This window comes from Actinomadura flavalba DSM 45200 (genome assembly GCF_000374305.1).
GTDB lineage: Bacteria > Actinomycetota > Actinomycetes > Streptosporangiales > Streptosporangiaceae > Spirillospora > Spirillospora flavalba.
Genome location: NZ_KB894096.1, coordinates 453,807 through 473,524, shown reverse-complemented (window position 1 = coordinate 473,524; position 19,718 = coordinate 453,807). Strand labels below are relative to the sequence as shown.

General features: G+C 73.2%; 19 protein-coding genes. 15 read left to right on the top strand and 4 right to left on the bottom strand.

The genetic code is table 11. The annotated features are described in order from the left end of the window. Nucleotides 1–14 precede the first annotated feature (14 nt). Together C229_RS0118220 and C229_RS0118215 are read left to right on the top strand one after the other, a co-directional pair. Nucleotides 15–665: an AIM24 family protein gene (locus tag C229_RS0118220; protein WP_018656531.1), complete on the top strand. Its 651-nt coding sequence runs from the start codon at nt 15–17 to the stop codon at nt 663–665. A 1-nt stretch (nt 666) separates the two neighbouring features. Continuing rightward, on the top strand, nt 667–1,419 hold the full coding sequence (locus tag C229_RS0118215) for an AIM24 family protein (protein ID WP_018656530.1): 753 nt from the start codon (nt 667–669) through the stop codon (nt 1,417–1,419). A gap of 6 nt (nt 1,420–1,425) precedes the next feature. Here C229_RS0118215 and C229_RS0118210 read toward each other — a convergent pair whose 3' ends face one another. Continuing rightward, the gene (locus C229_RS0118210; RefSeq protein ID WP_018656529.1) at nt 1,426–2,199 is read right to left on the bottom strand and encodes a VOC family protein; all 774 of its coding nucleotides are present in this window, start codon (nt 2,197–2,199) and stop codon (nt 1,426–1,428) included. 298 nt (nt 2,200–2,497) lie between these two features. On the opposite strand from C229_RS0118210, the gene C229_RS0118205 reads away from it, so the two are divergent. The 4 genes from C229_RS0118205 to C229_RS0118190 all read left to right on the top strand — a co-directional run bounded on the left by C229_RS0118205 (nt 2,498) and on the right by C229_RS0118190 (nt 7,498). Beyond that, a complete protein-coding gene (locus C229_RS0118205; protein WP_018656528.1) occupies nt 2,498–4,096 on the top strand; it encodes an ABC-F family ATP-binding cassette domain-containing protein in 1,599 nt (532 codons plus the stop codon). A gap of 116 nt (nt 4,097–4,212) precedes the next feature. Next, complete coding sequence (locus tag C229_RS0118200; protein WP_018656527.1) at nt 4,213–4,425, top strand: helix-turn-helix domain-containing protein; 213 nt, start codon at nt 4,213–4,215, stop codon at nt 4,423–4,425. Nucleotides 4,426–4,604: 179 nt separating this feature from the next. Beyond that, entirely contained in the window at nt 4,605–5,390 is a 786-nt protein-coding gene (locus tag C229_RS0118195) for an enoyl-CoA hydratase/isomerase family protein (protein WP_018656526.1), read from the top strand. Between the two features lie 185 nt (nt 5,391–5,575). Then, nucleotides 5,576–7,498, top strand: coding sequence for an ABC transporter ATP-binding protein (locus tag C229_RS0118190; RefSeq protein ID WP_051109007.1), 1,923 nt, complete (start codon nt 5,576–5,578; stop codon nt 7,496–7,498). Here the strand turns inward: C229_RS0118190 and C229_RS0118185 are convergent. Next, a complete protein-coding gene (locus C229_RS0118185; protein WP_018656524.1) occupies nt 7,474–8,430 on the bottom strand; it encodes a sulfotransferase family protein in 957 nt (318 codons plus the stop codon). The genes C229_RS0118190 and C229_RS0118185 overlap by 25 nt on opposite strands. 216 nt (nt 8,431–8,646) lie before the next feature. On the opposite strand from C229_RS0118185, the gene C229_RS0118175 reads away from it, so the two are divergent. The 3 genes from C229_RS0118175 to C229_RS0118165 all read left to right on the top strand — a co-directional run bounded on the left by C229_RS0118175 (nt 8,647) and on the right by C229_RS0118165 (nt 11,367). Continuing rightward, nucleotides 8,647–9,411 (top strand): SIR2 family NAD-dependent protein deacylase, encoded by a 765-nt coding sequence (locus tag C229_RS0118175; protein WP_018656522.1) that lies wholly within the window; start codon nt 8,647–8,649, stop codon nt 9,409–9,411. 82 nt (nt 9,412–9,493) lie between these two features. Then, nucleotides 9,494–10,480, top strand: coding sequence for a S66 peptidase family protein (locus C229_RS0118170; protein WP_018656521.1), 987 nt, complete (start codon nt 9,494–9,496; stop codon nt 10,478–10,480). Then, entirely contained in the window at nt 10,477–11,367 is an 891-nt protein-coding gene (locus C229_RS0118165; RefSeq protein WP_018656520.1) for a hypothetical protein, read from the top strand. Before C229_RS0118170 ends, C229_RS0118165 begins: the two co-directional genes overlap by 4 nt. Here C229_RS0118165 and yczE read toward each other — a convergent pair. Then, complete coding sequence (yczE, locus tag C229_RS0118160; RefSeq protein WP_018656519.1) at nt 11,286–11,957, bottom strand: membrane protein YczE; 672 nt, start codon at nt 11,955–11,957, stop codon at nt 11,286–11,288. The genes C229_RS0118165 and yczE overlap by 82 nt on opposite strands. Before the next feature lie 80 nt (nt 11,958–12,037). On the opposite strand from yczE, the gene yczR reads away from it, so the two are divergent. Next, nucleotides 12,038–13,474 (top strand): MocR-like transcription factor YczR, encoded by a 1,437-nt coding sequence (yczR, locus tag C229_RS0118155; protein ID WP_081639927.1) that lies wholly within the window; start codon nt 12,038–12,040, stop codon nt 13,472–13,474. A gap of 8 nt (nt 13,475–13,482) precedes the next feature. Here yczR and C229_RS0118150 read toward each other — a convergent pair whose 3' ends face one another. After that, a complete protein-coding gene (locus C229_RS0118150) occupies nt 13,483–13,917 on the bottom strand; it encodes a CBS domain-containing protein (protein WP_018656517.1) in 435 nt (144 codons plus the stop codon). A 195-nt stretch (nt 13,918–14,112) separates the two neighbouring features. Between C229_RS0118150 and C229_RS0118145 the strand changes: the two genes are divergently transcribed. The 5 genes from C229_RS0118145 to C229_RS0118125 all read left to right on the top strand — a co-directional run bounded on the left by C229_RS0118145 (nt 14,113) and on the right by C229_RS0118125 (nt 19,714). Further along, a complete protein-coding gene (locus C229_RS0118145) occupies nt 14,113–15,420 on the top strand; it encodes an NAD(P)/FAD-dependent oxidoreductase (protein WP_018656516.1) in 1,308 nt (435 codons plus the stop codon). A 75-nt stretch (nt 15,421–15,495) separates the two neighbouring features. Further along, nucleotides 15,496–16,755: an ABC transporter substrate-binding protein gene (locus C229_RS0118140; protein WP_018656515.1), complete on the top strand. Its 1,260-nt coding sequence runs from the start codon at nt 15,496–15,498 to the stop codon at nt 16,753–16,755. After that, nucleotides 16,752–17,684: a carbohydrate ABC transporter permease gene (locus C229_RS0118135; protein WP_018656514.1), complete on the top strand. Its 933-nt coding sequence runs from the start codon at nt 16,752–16,754 to the stop codon at nt 17,682–17,684. The genes C229_RS0118140 and C229_RS0118135 overlap by 4 nt, the downstream gene beginning before the upstream one ends. Then, the gene (locus C229_RS0118130) at nt 17,684–18,514 is read left to right on the top strand and encodes a carbohydrate ABC transporter permease (protein WP_018656513.1); all 831 of its coding nucleotides are present in this window, start codon (nt 17,684–17,686) and stop codon (nt 18,512–18,514) included. Before C229_RS0118135 ends, C229_RS0118130 begins: the two co-directional genes overlap by 1 nt. A gap of 9 nt (nt 18,515–18,523) precedes the next feature. After that, a complete protein-coding gene (locus tag C229_RS0118125; protein WP_018656512.1) occupies nt 18,524–19,714 on the top strand; it encodes an ABC transporter ATP-binding protein in 1,191 nt (396 codons plus the stop codon). Nucleotides 19,715–19,718: the final 4 nt, after the last annotated feature.

Sequence of the window (19,718 nt, the reverse complement as noted above, 5' to 3'; positions counted from 1 at the left end):
AAGAGAGATCTGACATGCCGGGTTACACCGCGATCAACGCGAAGATGCTCCAGGTGGACATCGCGCCGGGACGCGAGGCGTACAGCCGTCGCGGCGCGATGCTCGCCTACACCGGCCACGTCGACTTCGCCCCGACGGCGACGGCCGGGCAGGGCATCGGCGGCGCGCTCGGCCGCGCCGTCGCCGGGGAGCGCGAGGCGATGATGCACGTCACCGGGCACGGCACGGTGCTGTTCGGCCGGGGCGGCCTGGAGACGCACGTCGTCGAGCTGCGCGGCGACACGCTGTTCGTCGAGGCCGACCGGCTGCTCGTGCACGACGCCTCGCTCCAGACCGGCACGATGTTCATGGGCGAGCAGGGCGGGCTGCGCGGCGTGGTCCGCGGCGCCGTCACCGGCCAGGGACTCTTCACGACGACGCTCACCGGGCACGGATCGGTGGCCGTCCTGGCGCACGGCGGCGTGCTGGAGCTGCCGATCCGGCCCGACCGCCCCGTCCACGTCGATCCCCAGGCGTACGTCGCGCACCGGGGCGACGTGGAGAACCGGCTGGCCACCGCCGCCGGGCTGCGCGACCTGGTCGGGCGCGGGTCCGGTGAGGCGTTCCAGCTCCGGCTGAGCGGCACCGGCTCGGTCTTCGTCCAGGCCAGCGAGGAGAAGATCTGACGTGAGCACCCCCACGTTCAGCGCGGCGACGCTGCCCGCCAACGACAACGTCAGCTCCTACGCCTTCGGGGTGGAGCTGAACGGCGGCCGGTGGTTCGCGCAGAAGGGGAAGATGATCGCCTACTACGGGCAGATCTCCTTCGAGGCGCTGTCGGCCGGGCCGCTGGACTCGCTCGTCGCGTCGCACTTCCACTCGCCGCTGTACGCGCACGACTGGATCGTCGCGTCCGGCTCCGGGAAGCTGCTGCTCGCCGACCGGGGCTTCGACGTCAACTCCTTCGACCTGGACGACGGCAACCTGACGATCCGCGCCGGGAACCTGCTGGCGTTCGAGCCCGGCCTGGAGCTGAAGCAGTCGATCATCCCCGGGTTCCTGACGCTGCTCGGCACGGGCCGGTTCGTGGCCGCCTCCAACGGCCCGGTGCACTTCGTGGAGCCGCCGATCCGCGTCGACCCGCAGGCGCTGCTGGGCTGGGCCGACTGCCCGTCGCCGTGCCACCACTACGACCACTCCTACATGCGCGGCGCGCTCGGCACCGCCCGGATGCTCACCGGCCTCGGCGGGCAGTCCGGCGAGGAGCACCAGTTCGACTTCACCGGCCGGGGCACCGTGCTCATGCAGTCGTCGGAGACGGTCGCGGCCGACGGCGGGCTGCTGCGGCAGATCGAGGGTCAGCTCGGCCTGCTCGGCACGTCCGGCCTGCAACGCCTGCACCAGACGATCGGCGCGCGGTTGCAGGCCGAACGCGACTGAGCCCGCTCAGGACGACGGCTCCTCCGCGGGCGTCATGACGCCGAACGCGGCGCCCCACGGGTCGCGGCACGCGGCGGTCCGGCCCCACGGGATGTCCTCCGGCGCGTCGGCGGTGCCGCCGGACGAGCGGACGCGCTCCAGCGCGGCGTCGGTGTCCTCGACGGCGAACCAGCTCAGCCACGCGGGCGCGGCGCCGTCGTCGCCGACGATGCCGCCGACGGGACGCCCGTCCGGGCGGGTCAGCACGGTGAAGTCCATGCCCGGCGTCTCGGGCACCGGTTCGGACGTCAGGCCGAACACGTCCCGGTAGAACGCGCGGGCGGTGTCGGCGCCGGGCGTCGTCAGGTCGTTCCACAGCAGCGCGCCGGGCGCGTTGACGAGCTGTGCGCCGGTGTGCTCCCGGCCCTGCCAGATCCCGAACCGCGCGCCGCCCGGGTCGTCGAGCACGGCCATGCGGCCGAGGTCCATGACGTCGCCCGGACCGATGACGACGTGGCCCCCGGCCTTGCGGACCCGGTCGGTGGTGGCGTCGGCGTCCTCGGTGGCGAAGTACACGTTCCACCAGAACGCGGTCGCGCCGTCCTCCTGGTTCGGCATCATCGCCGCGACCCGGAGATCGTCCTTGTAGCAGGTGGTGTAGTGCCCGGTCTCGGCGCCGTGGTCCTCGAAGCGCCAGCCGAACAGCGTCCCGTAGAACGCCTTGGCGCCCTCGATGTCGGGAACGCCGATGTCGAGCCAGGTCGGCGTACCGGGTGCTGCGTTCTCGGTCGAGCGGGTCATCGTCGACCCCTTCCCTCGCTCATGGTCAAGGAAGACTGACCAGTTCTGGTACCGTTGTTACGGAGCTGGAAACGTGCAGACCGCCGAACGTTCCGTTCGGTCGGGTTCACCGGCGAACTGTGGTCGGCCACCATTGAGGTCACGTTGAGGCAGCCCGCCCGGCGCGTCGGAAGATCACCGGCGGATCTCGCCGGTCACCGTTGCAGTAAGCGCTCCCGCGTTAACAGGCCCCGCCCGGCGCGGTTTGTGTTGCCGTCTGTCCAGCCGAGCCGTTCGTCAGGGGAGCCCTGAAGCAACTGTGATCATCGCTAACGACATCGAACTGCGCGCCGGGTCGCGGCTGCTGATCGAAGGCGCCTCGTTCCGCGTCAACCCCGGCGACCGCGTCGGCCTGGTGGGCCGCAACGGCGCGGGGAAGACCACCCTCACCAAGGTACTCGCAGGTGAGGCGATGCCCGCGGCCGGCTCGGCGACGCACGCGGGCACGCTCGGCTACCTCCCGCAGGACCCGCGCGGCGTGGACCTGTCGGAGCTGGCCCGCGACCGCATCCTGTCGGCGCGCGGCCTGGACGAGGTCATCCGGGGCCTGCGCGCGGCCGAGGAGGCGATGGCGACGGCGACCGGCGCCGCCCGCGACAAGGCCGTCCGCAAGTACGGACGGCTGGAGGACCGGCTGCACGTGCTCGGCGGCTACGGCGCCGAGGCCGAGGCCGCGTCGATCGCGTCCAGCCTGGGCCTGCCCGACCGGGTGCTCACCCAGCCGCTCGGCACGCTGTCGGGCGGGCAGCGGCGCCGCGTCGAGCTGGCCCGCATCCTGTTCTCCGACGCCGACATCCTGCTGCTGGACGAGCCCACCAACCACCTGGACGCCGACTCGATCGCCTGGCTGCGCGACTTCCTGAAGAACCACCAGGGCGGCCTGGTGATCATCAGTCACGACGTGGACCTGCTGGACGTGGTGGTGAACCGCGTCTTCCACCTGGACGCCAACCGCGCCACGATCGACCTGTACAACGTCGGCTGGAAGAAGTACTTGGAGGCGCGCGAGACCGACGAGCGGCGGCGCAAGCGCGAGTCGGCCAACGCCCAGCGGCAGGCGGCCACGCTGCTGTCGCAGGCCGACAAGATGCGCGCCAAGGCCACCAAGGCCAAGGCGGCCCAGCAGATGGACCGGCGCGCCCGGCAGCTCCTGGCGGGCGTGGAGGGGGAGCGGCAGTCCGACAAGGTCGCCCGCATCCGCTTCCCGGACCCGGCGCCGAGCGGCAGGACGCCGCTGATGGCGGAGGGCCTGTCGAAGTCCTACGGCTCGCTGGAGATCTTCACCGACGTCGACCTGGCGATCGACAAGGGCAGCCGGGTGGTCATCCTCGGGCTGAACGGCGCCGGGAAGACGACGCTGCTGCGCATCCTGGCGGGCGTCGACAAGGCCGACACCGGCAGCGTCGTGCCCGGCCACGGGCTGCGCCTCGGCTACTACGCCCAGGAGCACGAGACGCTGGACGTGAACCGCTCGGTGCTGGAGAACATGCAGTCGGCCTCACCCGATCTGGCGCCGGTCGAGGTCCGCAAGATCCTCGGCTCGTTCCTGTTCTCCGGCGACGACGTGGACAAGCCCGCCGGCGTGCTGTCGGGCGGGGAGAAGACGCGGCTGGCGCTGGCGATGCTGGTCGTCTCGTCGGCGAACGTGCTGCTCCTGGACGAGCCGACCAACAACCTGGACCCGGCGAGCCGCGCGGAGATCCTGGCGGCGCTGCGCACGTTCAAGGGCGCGATCGTGCTCGTGACGCACGACGAGGGCGCGGTGGACGCTTTGGCCCCGGAACGCGTGATTTTGCTCCCCGATGGGGTGGAAGACATCTGGAGTGACGAGTTTGCTGATCTGGTGACGCTCGCGTGACCTGCCTGTCACCTTCGTTGGATCTTTTCTCGTCGAGTGGGTAGCCGAACGGGCGTGGATGACTGATCATGGCGGAGGATAACGCAGCGGTCACCACATCACTACGGGAGGTACTCGTGGCCGAGACCCTCAAGAAGGGCACCCGCGTGACCGGTGCCGAGCGCGACAAGCTGGCGACGGAACTGAAGAAGAGGTACGACTCCGGCGAGAGCATCCGCGCACTGGCAGCCGCCACCGGCCGCTCGTACGGCTTCATCCACCGGATTCTCACCGAGTCCGGCGTCAACCTGCGGGGTCGCGGCGGCGCGACGCGCGGGAAGAAGTCCTAACCACCCCACCCCGGGGAGAGCCGACCGTCCCGCCGCCACCGCGACCGAGTAGTGTTCGGGCGCGGTGGCGGACGGGCCGTGCGCCCCGGCCTCCCGCCGCATGTCGTCCGCGTCGCCGGTCGTTCCGGCGGCGCGTCGCCCTGTCGGTCAGGCGCACGGTGCAGCAAGGGAGTACGAACATGGGGGACGCCGCGGCCACGGGCCTGCCGGACGCCGAGGCGCTGGCGCAGGCCGGGCTGGCGCTGGACATCGACGGCGCGGTCGCGACCGTCACGCTGGACCGCCCCGAGCGCCGCAACGCGATGACGTTCGCCACCTGGCGGACGCTCGCCCGCATCGGCGGCAACCTCCCGGCGGGCGTGCGGGTCGTGGTGCTGCGCGGCGCGGGCCCGTCGTTCTCGGCGGGCATCGACCTGTCGATGTTCGCCGACCCGGGCGCGTTCCCGGCCGGCGACGACCTGGACGGCTTCATCGCCGGGCTCCAGGAGGGCTACACCTGGCTGCGCCGCCCCGAGATCGTCTCGATCGCGGCGGTGCACGGCCACACGATCGGCGCCGGGTTCCAGCTCGCGCTGGCCTGCGACATCCGCGTCGCCGCCGACGACGTCAAGTTCTGCATGAAGGAACCGGCGCTCGGGCTCGTCCCCGACCTGACCGGCACGAAGCCGCTGGTGGAGGCCGTGGGCCTGAACCGGGCGCTGGAGCTGTGCCTGACGGCCCGCACCGTCCTGGCCGACGAGGCGGCCCGGCTCGGCCTGGTCGAGATCTCCACGACCCGCGACGGGCTGGACGCGGCCGTCGCCGGGCTCGTCGAGCGGCTTCTGGCGGTGAACGCCGAGGCGGCCGTGGCGACCAAGCGGCTGCTGCTGGAGGCGCCGGGCAACAGCCTGGCCGAGCAGTGCGCGGCCGAGCGCCGCGAGCAGGCCGGGCGGCTGAAGGCGATGGCCGCGGCGTTCCAGGGCTGAGCCGCGCGGAACGGCCCGGACCCGCCCAGTCCGGGCCGTTCCGCACGTCCGGGACCGGCGCGTTCAGCCCTCAGCGGAGCGGGGAAGCGGGCCGTGTGGCGGGGCGTTGTGCTGTCCGGCACACGTGGTTACGTGAAGACGCGCGCCCCGCACGGGGCGCGCCCACCCCTCAGTCAGGAGGCCCCATGGGAATGCCGGGCAACGGCTGGCAGGTCATGGCCTCGTTCCGGCGCGACAGCTCGGTCACCCAGGAGAAGCTGAAGCCGGGGACGGTCCGCCGCATCGCCGGGTACGCGCGCCCGTACACCCGCGAACTCGTCATCTTCCTCGCGCTCAACGCGCTCGCCGCGGTCATCGTCGTCGCGAACCCGCTGCTGCTCAAGTCGATCATCGACCGGGGCATCGTTCCGGGGAACACCGGCCTGGTCGCCGCGCTCGCGTTCGGCGTCGCCGGGCTCGCGCTGGTGGAGGCCGTGCTGGGCCTGGCCCAGCGCTGGTACTCCGCGCGCGTCGGCGAAGGACTCATCTACGACCTGCGCACCCAGGTGTTCGGGCACGTGCAGCGGCAGCCCGTCGCGTTCTTCATGCGCGCGCAGACCGGGTCGCTGGTGAGCCGCCTCAACACCGACGTGATCGGCGCGCAGCGCGCCATCACCACCACCCTGTCCTCGATCGTCTCCAACGTCCTCAGCCTGATCTTCGTGCTGGTGACGATGCTGATCCTGTCCTGGCAGGTCACGCTGATCGCGTTGCTGCTGCTGCCGGTGTTCGTGCTGCCCGCCAAGTGGGTCGGCAAGCGCCTCCAGCAGGTCAGCCGCGAGCAGATGAAGCTGGACGCCGAGATGAGCTCGCTGATGACCGAGCGGTTCAACGTCGCCGGAGCGATGCTCGCCAAGCTGTACGGCCGTCCCGCCGAGGAGGAGGAGCGGTTCGGGGCGCGGGCCGCGCGCGTCCGCGACATCGGCATCGTCGCGTCGATGTACGGGCGGGTGTTCTTCACCGCGCTCACGCTCGTGGCGGCGCTGGCGACCGCGATGGTCTACGGCGTCGGCGGCGCCCTCACCGTCGGCGGCACGCTCCAGCTCGGCACGCTCGTCGCGCTGGCCACGCTGCTGACCCGCATGTACGGGCCGCTGACCGCGCTGTCCAACGTCCATGTGGACGTGATGACGGCACTGGTCAGCTTCGACCGGGTCTTCGAGGTGCTCGACCTCAAGCCGCTCATCGACGACGACCCGTCCGCCCGTCCGCTGCGCGCGCCCGAGACCGGCGCGCCCGCCGTGCGGTTCGAGCACGTCCGGTTCCGCTACCCGGCCGCCGACGAGGTGTCGCTGGCGTCGCTGGAGTCGATCGCCCGCGCCGACACCGCCGCCGGGCGCGAGGTGCTGCACGACATCGACTTCACCGCCGAGCCCGGCCGGATGGTCGCGCTCGTCGGGCCGTCCGGGGCGGGCAAGTCCACGATCACCCACCTGGTGTCGCGGATGTACGACGTCAGCGGCGGCACGGTCCGCATCGGCGGCGAGGACGTCCGCGACATCACGCTGTCGTCGCTGCGCGAGACGGTCGGCGTCGTCAGCCAGGACGCGCACCTGTTCCACGACTCGATCCGGGAGAACATGCTGTACGCCCGGCCGGGCGCCTCCGACGAGGAGATCCTGGCCGTGCTGCGCGCCGCGCGGATCGGTGAGCTGGTGGAGGCGATGCCCGAAGGGCTCGACACCGTCGTCGGTGACCGCGGCTACCGGCTGTCGGGCGGGGAGAAGCAGCGGCTGGCCATCGCGCGGCTGCTGCTGAAGGCGCCGTCGGTCGTCGTGCTGGACGAGGCCACCGCCCACCTGGACTCCGAGTCCGAGGCGGCGGTGCAGCGGGCGCTGAGCACGGCGCTGGCCGGGCGGACGTCGCTGGTCATCGCGCACCGGCTGTCCACCGTCCGCGAGGCCGACGAGATCCTGGTGATCGACGGCGGCCGCGTCGCCGAACGCGGCCGCCACGAGGAACTGCTGCTGCGCGGCGGCCTGTACGCCGAGCTGTACCGCACCCAGTTCGCGCCGCAGGCCGAGCGTCCGGCGCGGGACGCGGGTCAGCCCGCCCCGGCGAGCGGGTAGCCGAGCCGCGCCAGCTCCACCCCGGCGACCTTCTCCACCTGGGTGATCTGGCGCGGGCTCAGCCGCTCGCGCCAGACGCCCGTCTCGGGCGGCTCAGCCTCGCGGTCGCCGGGCCGGACGAGCCCGGAGACGGTGGCCGCCGGGATCTCGGTGCCGAGATATCCGGCGACGGCTCCGGCGACGCGGGCCGGGTGGGCCACCAGGTCCTCGTAGCGGACGGTGAGAAGCTGCTCCTCGGGCGTCTGCGCCCGCAACCGGGCGCTGAGCCGCACCGCGCCCCGCCACCGCAGCGCGCACTTGACGGCGGGCGCCGCCTCGGTCCAGCGGGCGCGTTCCTCGACGTCCTCGACGCCGAGGAACGGGTTCGGGAAGACGGTCTCCAGGTTGGCCAGGCCGGGCCGGAACCAGGCCAGGCAGCGCTCGTCGGTGAGCATGTCGGACACGACGTCGCGGCCGTCGCGGATCACCTGGACGAGCTGGGCGTCGGGGAAGGCGTCCAGCAGGACGTCGGCGCTGTAGAGCAGGTCGGGGGAGGCGTCGCCGAACCGGGTGACGCTGCCCTTCTCGACGCACGGCCCGGCGCGGTCGGCCTCGGCCGGGGTGGCCCCGGCGCGCAGCCGCAGCCCGGCCAGCTCGCGGCAGTCGGGCGGGCACTCGGCGCAGGTGCGCGCGGAGATCTGCCAGGACTCGGCGTAGGCGTCGCGCAGCACGCGGGCGGCGCCGACGACGCGTTCGGTGGCGATCGCGGGACGCCGCGCGAACGCGTAGGTGACGCGCAGCACGCTCGGCCGCCCGGCGGTCAGATGGAAGCCGGGGGAGCGTTTCAGGGCGCGGGCGATCAGATCCGCGCCCGAGTGCGGGGCGCCCAGCACGAAGACCGGGCGCTGAACCTTCGTCCCGTGGATCACCAGGATGTGCGGCGTCGACCTCATGTGATGTCCCAGTCTTCCACGTGCTTGCTTGTGCCGCGCCTTCGGCACGGCCGGAGTCAGGGCCCTTTCGGTGCCGCCTCGGAGGGCATGATCATCCTCCCTTCGGTCCGGAGGATCATGCCCTCCGAGGCGGCACGGCCCTGACCCGGAGTGGTTCACGTCGGGTACGGCGCTGGCTTGGCGAAGCCAGCGGGGTGCGGGGCTTAGCCTTGGGGGATGGACCTTCCCGCGGAGCTGGCCGCCGCGCTGCCGGGCGCGGCCGCGGTCACCGTGCTGACCGGGGCCGGGATCAGCACCGACAGCGGCATCCCCGACTTCCGGGGGCCGCAGGGCGTCTGGACGCGCGATCCGGGCGCGGCCGACCGCGCCACCATCGGCGCCTACCTGGCCGATCCGCAGGTCCGCCGCGACGCCTGGCTGGCCCGCCGCGACCACCCCGCCTGGCACGCCGCGCCCAACGCCGCGCACGCGGCGCTCGTCGCGCTGGAACGTGCCGGGCGGCTGCGCGGCCTGGTCACCCAGAACATCGACGGCCTGCACCAGGCGGCCGGGTCCGCCGCCGTCATCGAGATCCATGGCACGATGCGCGAGGCCGAGTGCCTGGCGTGCGGGCTGCGCACCCCCATGCCCGAGGTGCTGGCTCGCGTCGACGCCGGTGAGGACGACCCGCCGTGCGCCGAGTGCGGCGCCGTCCAGAAGGCCGCCACGATCTCGTTCGGGCAGTCGCTGGTGCGCGAGGTGCTGGACGCCGCGCTGCGCGCCGCCCGCGAGTGCGACCTGTTCGTCGCCGCCGGGACGTCGCTGACCGTGCACCCGGCGGCGGGCCTGTGCGAGGAGGCCGTCCGCGCCGGGGCCCGGTTCGTCGTCGTCAACGCCGAGCCGACCCCCTACGACGCCCTCGCCGACGCCGTCGTCCGCGAACCGCTCGGCACTGCCCTGCCGGAGCTGGCCGGGCTGGTCCTCGGCACGGCGGCCCGGTGATCGGTTCGGTGCCCGGTCCGCCCTTCCCAGCGCGGTCCGGTGATGACAAGCTCTATGGGTCGCACCGCGAGGAGGGATCGGCGTGAACAGCGGGGGCGCCCGGCCGGGGGCAGGCAGGGGCGGAGCCGTCCTGCCCGCGCGCCCGCCGCGGCTCGCGCCCGGCGACCGGGTGGCGGTGGTGGCGCCGAGCGGCGCCGTGGACGCCGACCGGCTCGACGCCGGGCTCGCCGCGCTGCGCGCCCTCGGCCTCGACCCGCGTCCCGGCAAGCACGTGCTGTCCCGCGCGGGCCTCTGCGGGACCGTTCCGCCGGGCGACGGACGGCACGTCCTGGCGGGCACCGACGCCGACCGCGCCGCCGATCTGGCCGAAGCGTGGACCGATCCGAACGTGCGCGCGGTGCTGTGCGCGCGGGGCGGCTACGGCGCCGCCCGCGTCCTCGCCCACCTGGACTGGACGGCGCTGGCCGCCGCCGCGCCCAAGATCCTGCACGGCTCCAGCGACGTCACCGCCCTGCACGTCGCGTTCGGGCGGCGGCTCGGCGTCACCACCTCGTTCGGCCCGATGATCGCCGGGGCGCTGGCCGCCGGGCCGGGGGAGACCGCCGACGCCTTCCGCGCCGCGCTGTTCGGCACCGGCCCGGTGACGCTGCGCGGCACCGGCGCCGTGCGCGGCGGCGTCGCCGAAGGCCCGCTCGCCGGAGGCACCCTCGCGCTGCTCGCCTCCCTGCTCGGCACGCCGGACGCCCCGGCGCCGGCCGCCGGGCACATCGTCTTCCTGGAGGACGTGACCGAACCGCCCTACCGCCTGGACCGGATGCTCGTCCAGCTCATCGGCTCGGGGTACCTTGAGGGCGCCGCCGGGCTCGTCCTCGGCTCCTGGACCGACTGCGGCGACCCCGCCGAGATCGCCGCCGTCACCGCCGCCCGGCTCGGCCCGCTCGGCGTGCCCGTCCTGGCGGGCGTCCCCGCCGGGCACGGACCCCGGCAGCACACGCTGGAGCTGGGCGCGCCCGCCCGGCTCGACGCCACCGCCCTCACCCTCGACGTCCTCCCGGGAGGTGCCCCATGACCGGACGGCACGCGCGCCCCGACTCCACGGGCGACGGCACCCTGGACTCGCTGCTCGTCCTCGTCGCCGAAAGCCTCGGCTACACGTGCCGGCGCGGCCCCGGCGACGTCATGATGCTGGAGGGGGCGAACCGGCTGCACGTCGACCTGCGGCTGCTGTGGCAGCTCGCCCGGCTCGTGCCGCGCGGCGACTGGCCCGCGCTCGTCTCCGACTACGTCACCACGGTCGTCACCGCGATCGAGGAACCCCTCGACCTGTCCGACTTCGACCTCGCCCAGCATCTGCTGCGCACCCGCCTGTATCCGGCCGAGGCCGACAACGGCGGCCTGGCCGCGCGGCCGTTCGCGCCCGGCCTCATCGAGGTCGTCGTGGTCGACACGCCGACCACGGTCCGCACCCTCACCACCGAGGAGATGCACGGCTGGCCCGTCTCGGGCGACGCGCTGTTCATGCTCGGCCGCTCCAACGTCCGCGCCGACGGGCCCCTGGAGTACGAGGAGCAGGATCTGGACGGCGTCCGCGTCTCGGTCATGCACGGCTGGACGTTCTACACCGGCACGCACCTGGCGTGGCTGGAGGAGTACCTGCCGGTCGGCCCGCACGGCGCGCTGGTCACGGTGCCGAACCGGGGCATGATCGTCGCCTATCCGCTGCGGCCGGGCCCGGCGGGCATCCGCGCCCGCTACCGGGAGACGGCGGCGGCGACCGCCGGGCTCCAGTCGCACGCCCGGCGGGCGTGGGAGGACGGCCCGGGGTCGCTCAGCCCGCACGTCTACTGGTGGCGCGGCGGCGAACTGACGCTCCTTCAGACCCGGTACGAGGACGACGCGCTCGTGCTCCCCGACGACCTGGTCTCGGTGCTGACCTCCACGGCCGCCGAGCGCTGATCCGGCCCCACGCCGGGGACGCGCAGCCGCGGCACGAACACGTGCGCGAGCGGCCCGATGAGCAGCGCGTACAGCACGGTCCCGACGCCGACGGTGCCGCCGAGCAGCCAGCCGACCGCCAGCACGGTGACCTCGATGCCGGTGCGCATGACGCGGATGGAGTGCCCCCGCGCCGCCAGGCCGGTCATCAGCCCGTCGCGGGGGCCGGGCCCGAACCCGGCGCCGATGTAGCAGCCGGTCGCGAACCCGCCGACGACGATGGCCGCCAGCAGGTAGACCCAGCGCAGCGGCATCGCCTCGGGCGTGGGCAGCGCGAGGATCGTCAGGTCGGCGAAGACGCCGACGAGGACGACGTTGCTGATCGTGCCGAGCCCGGGGCGCTGCCGCAGCGGAATCCACAGCAGCATGACCAGCGCGCCGACGATGATGATCCACGCGCCGATCGACAGCCCGAACACCCGGGACAGTCCCTCGTGGAAGACGTCCCATGGATCGTTCCCGAGCGTGGACTCGATCTGGAGGCCGATCCCCGCGCCGTAGAGGGCCAGTCCGCCGTAGAGCTGCACCAGGCGCCGCACCAACAGGGCCATTGCTCCTACCTTCCGTCAAGTGGCCTTAGTTTCCCGGCTGTGAACTGGTCAATAAAGGTCCAATACGGGAAAGTGGACCCATGGCCGATCGTCGCGTGAACGCGCACCAACTGGCCCGGCTGCTCGCCGGGGCACCGGCGGGACGCCCCGCCTACACGGCGCTGGCCGCCGGGGTCCGCACCCTCGTGCAGGACGGGCGGCTCACCGTCGCGACCCGGCTGCCCGCCGAACGCGAACTGGCCACCGCGCTCGGCGTCAGCCGCACCACCGTCACCGCCGCCTACGACGCGCTGCGCGCCGAGGGCTTCGTCGCCAGCCGCCGGGGCGCCGGAAGCTGGACGGCGCTGCCGCCCGCCCGCGTCCGCCCGCCGCGCGGCGCCGCGCCGCTCCCGGCCACCGCCGGGGACGTCATCGACCTCGGCTGCGCCGCCCCCGGCGCGCCCGCCTGCTTCGACGCCGCCGTGGCCGCCGCCGTCGCCGAACTGCCCCGGTACACCCACGGCCCCGGCTACGACCCGGCGGGGCTGCCCGTGCTGCGCGCGGCCATCGCCGCCCGCTACACCGCGCGCGGCGTCGCCACCCGGCCGGAGCAGATCCTCGTGACCTCCGGCGCGCAGCAGGCGCTGGCGCTGCTCGTGGACGTCCTCGTCGAGCCCGGTACCCCCGTCCTCACCGAGCGTCCCGCCTACCAGCACGCCTTCGGGGCGCTGCGCCGCCGGGGCGCCCGCATCGTGCCGGTCGGCGTGGCCGCCGGATGGGACGTGGAGCTGATCGCCGCGAGCCTGCGGCAGTCCGCCGTCCGCGCCGCCTACCTCATCCCCGACTTCCAGAACCCCACCGGCCACCTGATGAGCGCGCGCGACCGGGCCGCGCTCGTCGCGGCGGCGAACCGCACCGACACGCTGCTGATCAGCGACGAGTCGTTCGCGGAGATCGCCCTCGACCCGGACGCGCCGCTGCCCGCGCCGCTGGCCGCGCACGGCCCGTCCGGCCGGGTGATCAGCGTCGGGTCGGCGTCCAAGCTGCTGTGGGGTGGGCTGCGGATCGGCTGGATACGCGCGGGCGTGTCGCTGGTGGAGCGCCTGGCCCGCGCCCGCGTGACCGTCGACATCGCCAGTCCCGTCCTGGACCAGCTCATCACCGCCGAACTGCTCGCGCGCGTCACCGAGATCCGCGCCGAGCGCGCCGCGCTGCTGCGGCCCCGCCGCGACGCGCTCGTCGCGGCCCTGCACGACCGGCTGCCCGGCTGGGAGTTCACGTCGCCCGCCGGGGGCATGTCGCTGTGGGCGCGGCTGGGCTCCCCGGTCGCCGCCGCGCTCGCGGAGGCGGCCGAGCGGCGCGGCGTCTGGATCATGCCCGGCCCCGACTACGGCGTCGACGGCGTCCTGGAGGACTGCGTGCGGCTGCCGTACGTGCTGCCGCCGGACACGCTGCGCGCGGCGGTGGACCGGCTGGCCGACGCCGCCGCCGAGGTGGCGTCGGCACCGGCCGTCCGGCCGCGTCCCGTGCGCGTCTAGGCGCCGCGCTACGGCGACTGCTGGATGTAGCCGACGAGGTGCTCGCGCTCGCTCTCCAGCACGTCGATCGCGCTCTTGACGACGTCACCGATGCTGACGATCCCGGCGAGCCGCCCGTCCTGCACGACGGGCAGGTGCCGGAACCGGTGCTCGGTCATGATGCCGCGCACGTCGTCCACGACGGCGTCCGGGCCGCACGTCTCGACGCGGGCGGTCATGATCTCGCTGACGGGGGCGGCGAGCAGGTCGGCGCCGCGCTCGTGCAGCCGCCGGACGACGTCGCGCTCGGACACGATGCCGTCGACGGACGCGCCGTCGGCCGAGACGACGGCGGCGCCGATGTTCCGTTCGGAGAGGAGTTCGAGGAGGTCGCGGACGGTGGTGCCGGGGGCGACGGTGGCCACCGCGTCGCCCTTGTTCCGCAGGATGTCGCGGATGCGCATGGGTCACACTCCTGGTCCGGTGGAGGACGTACCGACACGGTCGCACGAAACCGGTGCGCGGCAAAAGGCCCAGGTGACGAGGTTCGGGGCCGAGGACGCCCGCCGGGAGTAGACAGCGGGATCACCGGGCACGTTCCGATCAAGGGTCACGTACGGTGCGTGATCGAAGACCCCGTGTCGCATCGGAGGGATGTCGTGCCCGCACCCCGCATCGTGATCATCGGCGCCGGATTCGCCGGCTACAACGTCGCCCGCCGGCTGGAACGGTCCCTCAAGCCGCACGCCGCGCAGATCCGGATCGTCGCGCCGTTCGGCTACACGCTCTATCAGCCGCTGCTGCCGCAGGTCGCGGCGGGCGTGCTCGACCCGCGCTCGATCGCCGGGCCGCTGCACCGGCTGCTGCGCCAGACGCAGCTCATCCCCGGCTCGGCCGTCGGCGTCGACCTGGACGCCCGCACCGTCGAGGTCGCGCTGATCGACGGCCGCACCGTCCCGGTCGACTACGACCGGCTCATCCTGTGCCCCGGCAGCGTCACCCGCACGTTCGACATCCCCGGCCTGCACGAGCACGGGCACGGCATGAAGAACCTCGCCGAGGCCGTCTACCTGCGCGACCACGTCATCGCCCAGCTCGAACTGGCCAGCGCCTCGCACGACCCGGCCGAGCGCGCCGCCCGCTGCGGGTTCCTCGTCGTCGGCGGCGGCTACTCCGGCGTCGAGACCGCCGCCAACCTGCAACTGCTCACCGTCAAGGCGATGCGGCGCTTCCCCCGGCTCGACCCGGCGCTGGTGAGCTGGACGCTGGTCGACGTCGCCGACCGGCTGCTGCCCGAGCTGGGGGAGCGGCTCGGCGTCGACACCCTGCACCGCCTCGGCCGCCGCGGCATCGACATCCGGCTCGGCGTCAGCCTGGAGCGTCTCACCGCCGACACCGCCCACCTCACCGACGGCCGCGTGCTGCCGTGCCGCACCGCCGTGTGGACGGCCGGTGTCACGCCCGCGCCCGTCATCGCGACGATGAAGGCCGCGACCGAGCGGGGCCGGCTCGTCGTCGGCGCCGACCTGCGGATCAGCGACCGGCCCGAGGTGTTCGCGCTCGGTGACGCGGCGGCCGTCCCCGACCTGGTGACCGGCGGCGACGCGGTCTGCCCGCCGACGGCGCAGCACGCGACGCGGCAGGCGCACACCGCCGCCGACAACGTCATCTCCTCGCTGCTGGGCCGCCCCACCCGCGAGTACCGGCACCGCGACCTCGGCCTCGTCGTCGACCTCGGCGGCGGGCAGGCCGTCGCGCGGCCCGTCGGCGTGCCGCTGTCGGGCCCGCCCGCGCAGGCCGTGACGCGCGGCTACCACCTGCTGACGCTGCCGGGCCTGCGCGCCAAGACGCGCACCCTCGGCGACTGGGCGCTGCACGCGCTCGCCGGGGACGACCTCATCCGGCTCGGCTTCCTGGACACCCGCACCGGCCGCCTCGCCGACCTGGAGCACACGGCCGGAAGGTAAGCATTCGGTCACATGAAGTGATCTTGGTCGGGGGGCCGGGTAGGTCCCGCCTCGGACACGAGGAGGGACAACCACATGCGCCTGCGCCGGGCCGTGCGACCGCCCGCCGCCCTGACGGCGGCCCTCGCGCTGACCGCCGGGCTGCTGGCCGGCTGCGGCGGCGACGACGGCGGCCCGCGCGTCGTGAACCTCTACAACGCGCCGCAGGAGAACATCGACGCGATCGTCCGGCGGTGCAACGCCCAGGCCGGAGGCCGGTACCGCATCGCGCTGAACACCCTGCCGCGCGGCGCCGACGACCAGCGCGAACAGCTCGTCCGGCGGCTCGCCGCGGGCGACACCGGGCTCGACGTCCTCGGCCTGGACGTCACCTGGACGGCCGAGCTGGCCGAGGCCGGCTGGATTCGCGAGTGGATCGGCGCCGACGCCGCCCGCGCCCGGCAGGGCACGCTGCCCGGCCCGCTGGAGACCGCCACCTGGCAGGACAAGCTGTACGCGGCGCCGTACAACACCAACGTGCAGCTCCTCTGGTACCGGTCGGACCTCATCCCGAATCCGCCCACCACGTGGAGCGGGCTGATGCGCGAGTCCGCGCGGCTGAAGCGCGCGGGCAAGCCGCACTACGGCCAGGTGCCCGGCGCGCAGTACGAGGGCATCGTCGTCTGGTTCAACAGCCTCGTCGCCTCGGCGGGCGGCTCGATCCTCAGCGAGAACGGCGAGCGCGTCACGCTCGGCCCGCCCGCGCAGACGGCGCTGCGGACGATGCGGGCGTTCGCCCGGTCCGCCGCCGCCGACCCGTCGCTGTCCAACACCAAGGAGGACGAGGCCCGGCTGGCGGTCGAGTCCGGCCGCGGCGCCTACGAGATCAACTGGCCGTTCGTGTACGCGTCGATGGCCGCGAACCGTCCGGAGCTGCTGCGAAACTTCCGCTGGGCGCCGTATCCGGGCATCGACGGCGCGGGCCGCGCCCCGCTCGGCGGCGGCAACTTCGCCGTCAGCGCCTACTCCAAGCTTCCGCGTCAGTCGTTCGAGGCCGCGCTGTGCCTGCGCGACCCCGAGAGCCAGCGCATCGCCGCCACCCGCGACGGCCTCCCGCCGACGATCGAGTCCGTCTACCGGGCCGAGGGCATGACGCAGGCGTACCCGATGCGCGACACCATCCTGGCGGCGCTGCGCACGGCCGCGCCCCGCCCGAAGACCCCCACCTACCAGAACGTCTCGACGGTCATGGCGGTGGCGCTGTCGCCGCCCGCCGCGATCGACCCGCAGGGCACGCTGCGCACGATGCGCGAGCAGATCGACGACGCCCTCCAGAGCAAGGGGGTGATCCCGTGACGACGGCGACGCGTGCCGAGCCGCCCGCCGACCCGGGCCGCCGGGCGCAGAGCGAGGGCAAGCGGTCCGAGCGCAACCTCGGCTGGTGGCTGTGCGCCCCGGCGGCGCTCGTCATGCTGCTGGTGACGGGCTGGCCCATCGTGTACTCGGTGCTGCTTTCCCTCCAGCGGTACGACCTGCGCTTCCCCGACCGGCGGGGCTGGGTCTGGCTGGAGAACTACGTCACGGTCCTGACCAGCCCGTTCTGGTGGCAGGCGTTCGGCGTCACGATGGTGATCACCGTGATCAGCGTCGTCCTCGAACTGGTCCTCGGCATGGCGATCGCGCTGGTGATGTACCGGACGCTGCTCGGCCGCGGCCTGATGCGCACCGCCGTCCTCGTCCCGTACGGCATCGTGACCGTCGCCGCCGCGTTCGGCTGGCGGTACGCCTGGACGCCCGGCACCGGCTGGCTGGCCGGGCTGCTGCCCGCCGGGGACGCGCCGCTGACCCAGCAGTGGCCCGCGATCTTCATCATCATCCTGGCCGAGGTCTGGAAGACGACGCCGTTCATGGCGCTGCTGCTCATGGCCGGGCTCGCGCTCGTCCCCGAGGACGCCCTGAAGGCCGCCGCGATGGACGGCGCCGGGCCCTGGCAGCGCTTCCGGATGATCACACTGCCGCTGATGAAGCCCGCGATCCTGGCCGCGCTGCTGTTCCGCACGCTGGACGCGTTCCGCATCTTCGACAACATCTACATCCTCACCAACGGGGCGCAGGGCACCTCGTCGGTCTCGGTGATCGCCTACCACAACCTCATCGGCGGGCTGAACCTCGGCATCGGCTCCACCATGTCGGTACTGATCTTCGTCACGGTCGCGGTCATCGCGTTCGTGTTCGTCAAGGGGCTCGGGACGTCCACGCCCGGCCAGAGCGGGGGACGGCGCTGATGGAGGCCGATCGGCGCGTGGTGGCCCGATGGGGCGCGATCAACCTGCTCGTGCTGCTGTACGCGCTCGTGCCGGTGCTGTGGATCGCGTCGCTGTCCTTCAAGGACCCGGCGACGATCACCGACGGGCACTTCGTCCCGCGCTCGTGGACGCTCGACAACTACAAGGGCATCTTCAAGAACGACGACTTCGTGCGCGGGCTGGTCAACTCGATCGGCATCGGGCTGATCTCCACGGTGATCGCCATCCTCGTCGGCACGATGGCCGCCTACGCGGTGGCCCGGCTCGACTTCCCCGGCAAATCGCTGGTGCTCGGGTTCTCGCTGCTCATCGCGATGTTCCCGCAGATCTCGCTGGTGACGCCGCTGTTCCAGATCTGGCGCGGCATCGGCCTGTTCAACACCTGGCCGGGGCTGATCCTGCCGTACATCACGTTCGCGCTGCCCCTGACGATCTACACGCTGTCCACGTTCTTCCGGGAGATCCCGTGGGATCTGGAGAAGGCCGCCAAGATGGACGGCGCCACGCCCTTCCAGGCGTTCCGCCTGGTCATCGCGCCGCTGGCGGCGCCGGGCGTCGTCACCACCGCGATCCTGGCGTTCATCGTGTGCTGGAACGACTTCCTGTTCGCGATCTCGCTGACGTCGTCCAGCGCGGCCCGCACGGCCCCGGCGACGATCTCGTTCTTCACCGGCAGCTCGCAGTTCGAGGACCCGACCGGGTCGATCGCGGCGGCGGCCATGGTGATCACGGTGCCCATCGTGGTGTTCGTGCTGTTCTTCCAGCGCCGGATCGTGTCCGGCCTGACGTCGGGTGCGGTGAAGGGATGAGGCGCGACCATGGCTGAGATCGTTCTGGACGGGGTGACCAAGCGGTTCCCCGACGGCACCGTCGCCGTCCACTCCTTCGACCTCACGATCGCCGACGGTGAGTTCATCATCCTGGTGGGCCCGTCGGGCTGCGGGAAGTCCACCACCCTCAACATGATCGCGGGCCTGGAGGACATCTCCGACGGCGAGCTGCGCATCGACGGCGAGCGGATGAACGAACGCGCCCCGCGCGACCGCGACATCGCGATGGTGTTCCAGTCCTACGCGCTCTACCCGCACATGACCGTGCGGGAGAACATCGGCTTCCCGCTGCGGCTGGCCAAGCTCGGCAAGGCCGAGGCCGACCGCAGGATCGAGGAGGCCGCGCGCATCCTCGACCTGGACGAACTGCTCGACAGGCGGCCCGCGAACCTGTCCGGCGGGCAGCGGCAGCGCGTGGCGATGGGACGCGCGATCGTCCGCGACCCCAAGGCGTTCCTCATGGACGAGCCGCTGTCCAATCTGGACGCCAAGCTCCGGGTGCAGATGCGCACGGTCATCTCCCGCCTCCAGGACCGCCTGGGCACCACCACCGTCTACGTCACCCACGACCAGACCGAGGCGATGACCCTCGGCGACCGCATCGTGCTGATGCGCAAGGGCGTCGTCCAGCAGGTCGGCAGCCCCGAGGAGCTGTACCGGCATCCGCGCAACCTGTTCGTGGCGGGCTTCATCGGCTCGCCGTCGATGAACTTCCTGCCCGCCCGGGTCGAGGGCGCGCGCCTGCACACCGTCCTCGGCGACGTCCCGCTCGGCGACCGGATGCGGCGGGCGCTCGCCGACCACGGCGACCCCGCCGAACTGATCATGGGCATCCGGCCCGAGGCGTTCGAGGACGCGCACCTCGTCCGGGAGACCGCCGCGACCGGCCGCGACCTGACGTTCACCGGGACTGCGGGCATCGTCGAGTCGCTCGGCGCCGAGAAGTACGTCTACCTCGACCTGGAGGAGGCGGGCACGATCGAGTCCGAGCACCTGGCCGAAGCGCTCCAGGCCGACACCGGCGACCGCAGCCGCGTGCAGCTCGTCGCCCGGGTGGACGCCCGCTCGGAGATCCGGGAGAAGCAGCGGATCGAGCTGGAGTTCAGCCCGGACGACATCGACCTGTTCGAGCCCGGCAGCGGCCTCAACCTGACCGTGCGGGCCCCGGCGCACGCCTGAGCGG

What these genes read in the sequence shown, in the direction of transcription:
- C229_RS0118130 (WP_018656513.1), top strand. Translation starts at nt 17,684, where the DNA reads ATGGAGGCCGATCGGCGCGTGGTGGCCCGATGGGGCGCGATCAACCTG.
- C229_RS0118175 (WP_018656522.1), top strand. Translation starts at nt 8,647, where the DNA reads ATGGACCTTCCCGCGGAGCTGGCCGCCGCGCTGCCGGGCGCGGCCGCG.
- C229_RS0118165 (WP_018656520.1), top strand. Translation starts at nt 10,477, where the DNA reads ATGACCGGACGGCACGCGCGCCCCGACTCCACGGGCGACGGCACCCTG.
- C229_RS0118185 (WP_018656524.1), bottom strand. Translation starts at nt 8,430, where the DNA reads ATGAGGTCGACGCCGCACATCCTGGTGATCCACGGGACGAAGGTTCAG.
- C229_RS0118190 (WP_051109007.1), top strand. Translation starts at nt 5,576, where the DNA reads ATGGGAATGCCGGGCAACGGCTGGCAGGTCATGGCCTCGTTCCGGCGC.
- C229_RS0118140 (WP_018656515.1), top strand. Translation starts at nt 15,496, where the DNA reads ATGCGCCTGCGCCGGGCCGTGCGACCGCCCGCCGCCCTGACGGCGGCC.
- yczR (WP_081639927.1), top strand. Translation starts at nt 12,038, where the DNA reads ATGGCCGATCGTCGCGTGAACGCGCACCAACTGGCCCGGCTGCTCGCC.
- C229_RS0118125 (WP_018656512.1), top strand. Translation starts at nt 18,524, where the DNA reads ATGGCTGAGATCGTTCTGGACGGGGTGACCAAGCGGTTCCCCGACGGC.
- yczE (WP_018656519.1), bottom strand. Translation starts at nt 11,957, where the DNA reads ATGGCCCTGTTGGTGCGGCGCCTGGTGCAGCTCTACGGCGGACTGGCC.
- C229_RS0118150 (WP_018656517.1), bottom strand. Translation starts at nt 13,917, where the DNA reads ATGCGCATCCGCGACATCCTGCGGAACAAGGGCGACGCGGTGGCCACC.
- C229_RS0118195 (WP_018656526.1), top strand. Translation starts at nt 4,605, where the DNA reads ATGGGGGACGCCGCGGCCACGGGCCTGCCGGACGCCGAGGCGCTGGCG.
- C229_RS0118210 (WP_018656529.1), bottom strand. Translation starts at nt 2,199, where the DNA reads ATGACCCGCTCGACCGAGAACGCAGCACCCGGTACGCCGACCTGGCTC.
- C229_RS0118220 (WP_018656531.1), top strand. Translation starts at nt 15, where the DNA reads ATGCCGGGTTACACCGCGATCAACGCGAAGATGCTCCAGGTGGACATC.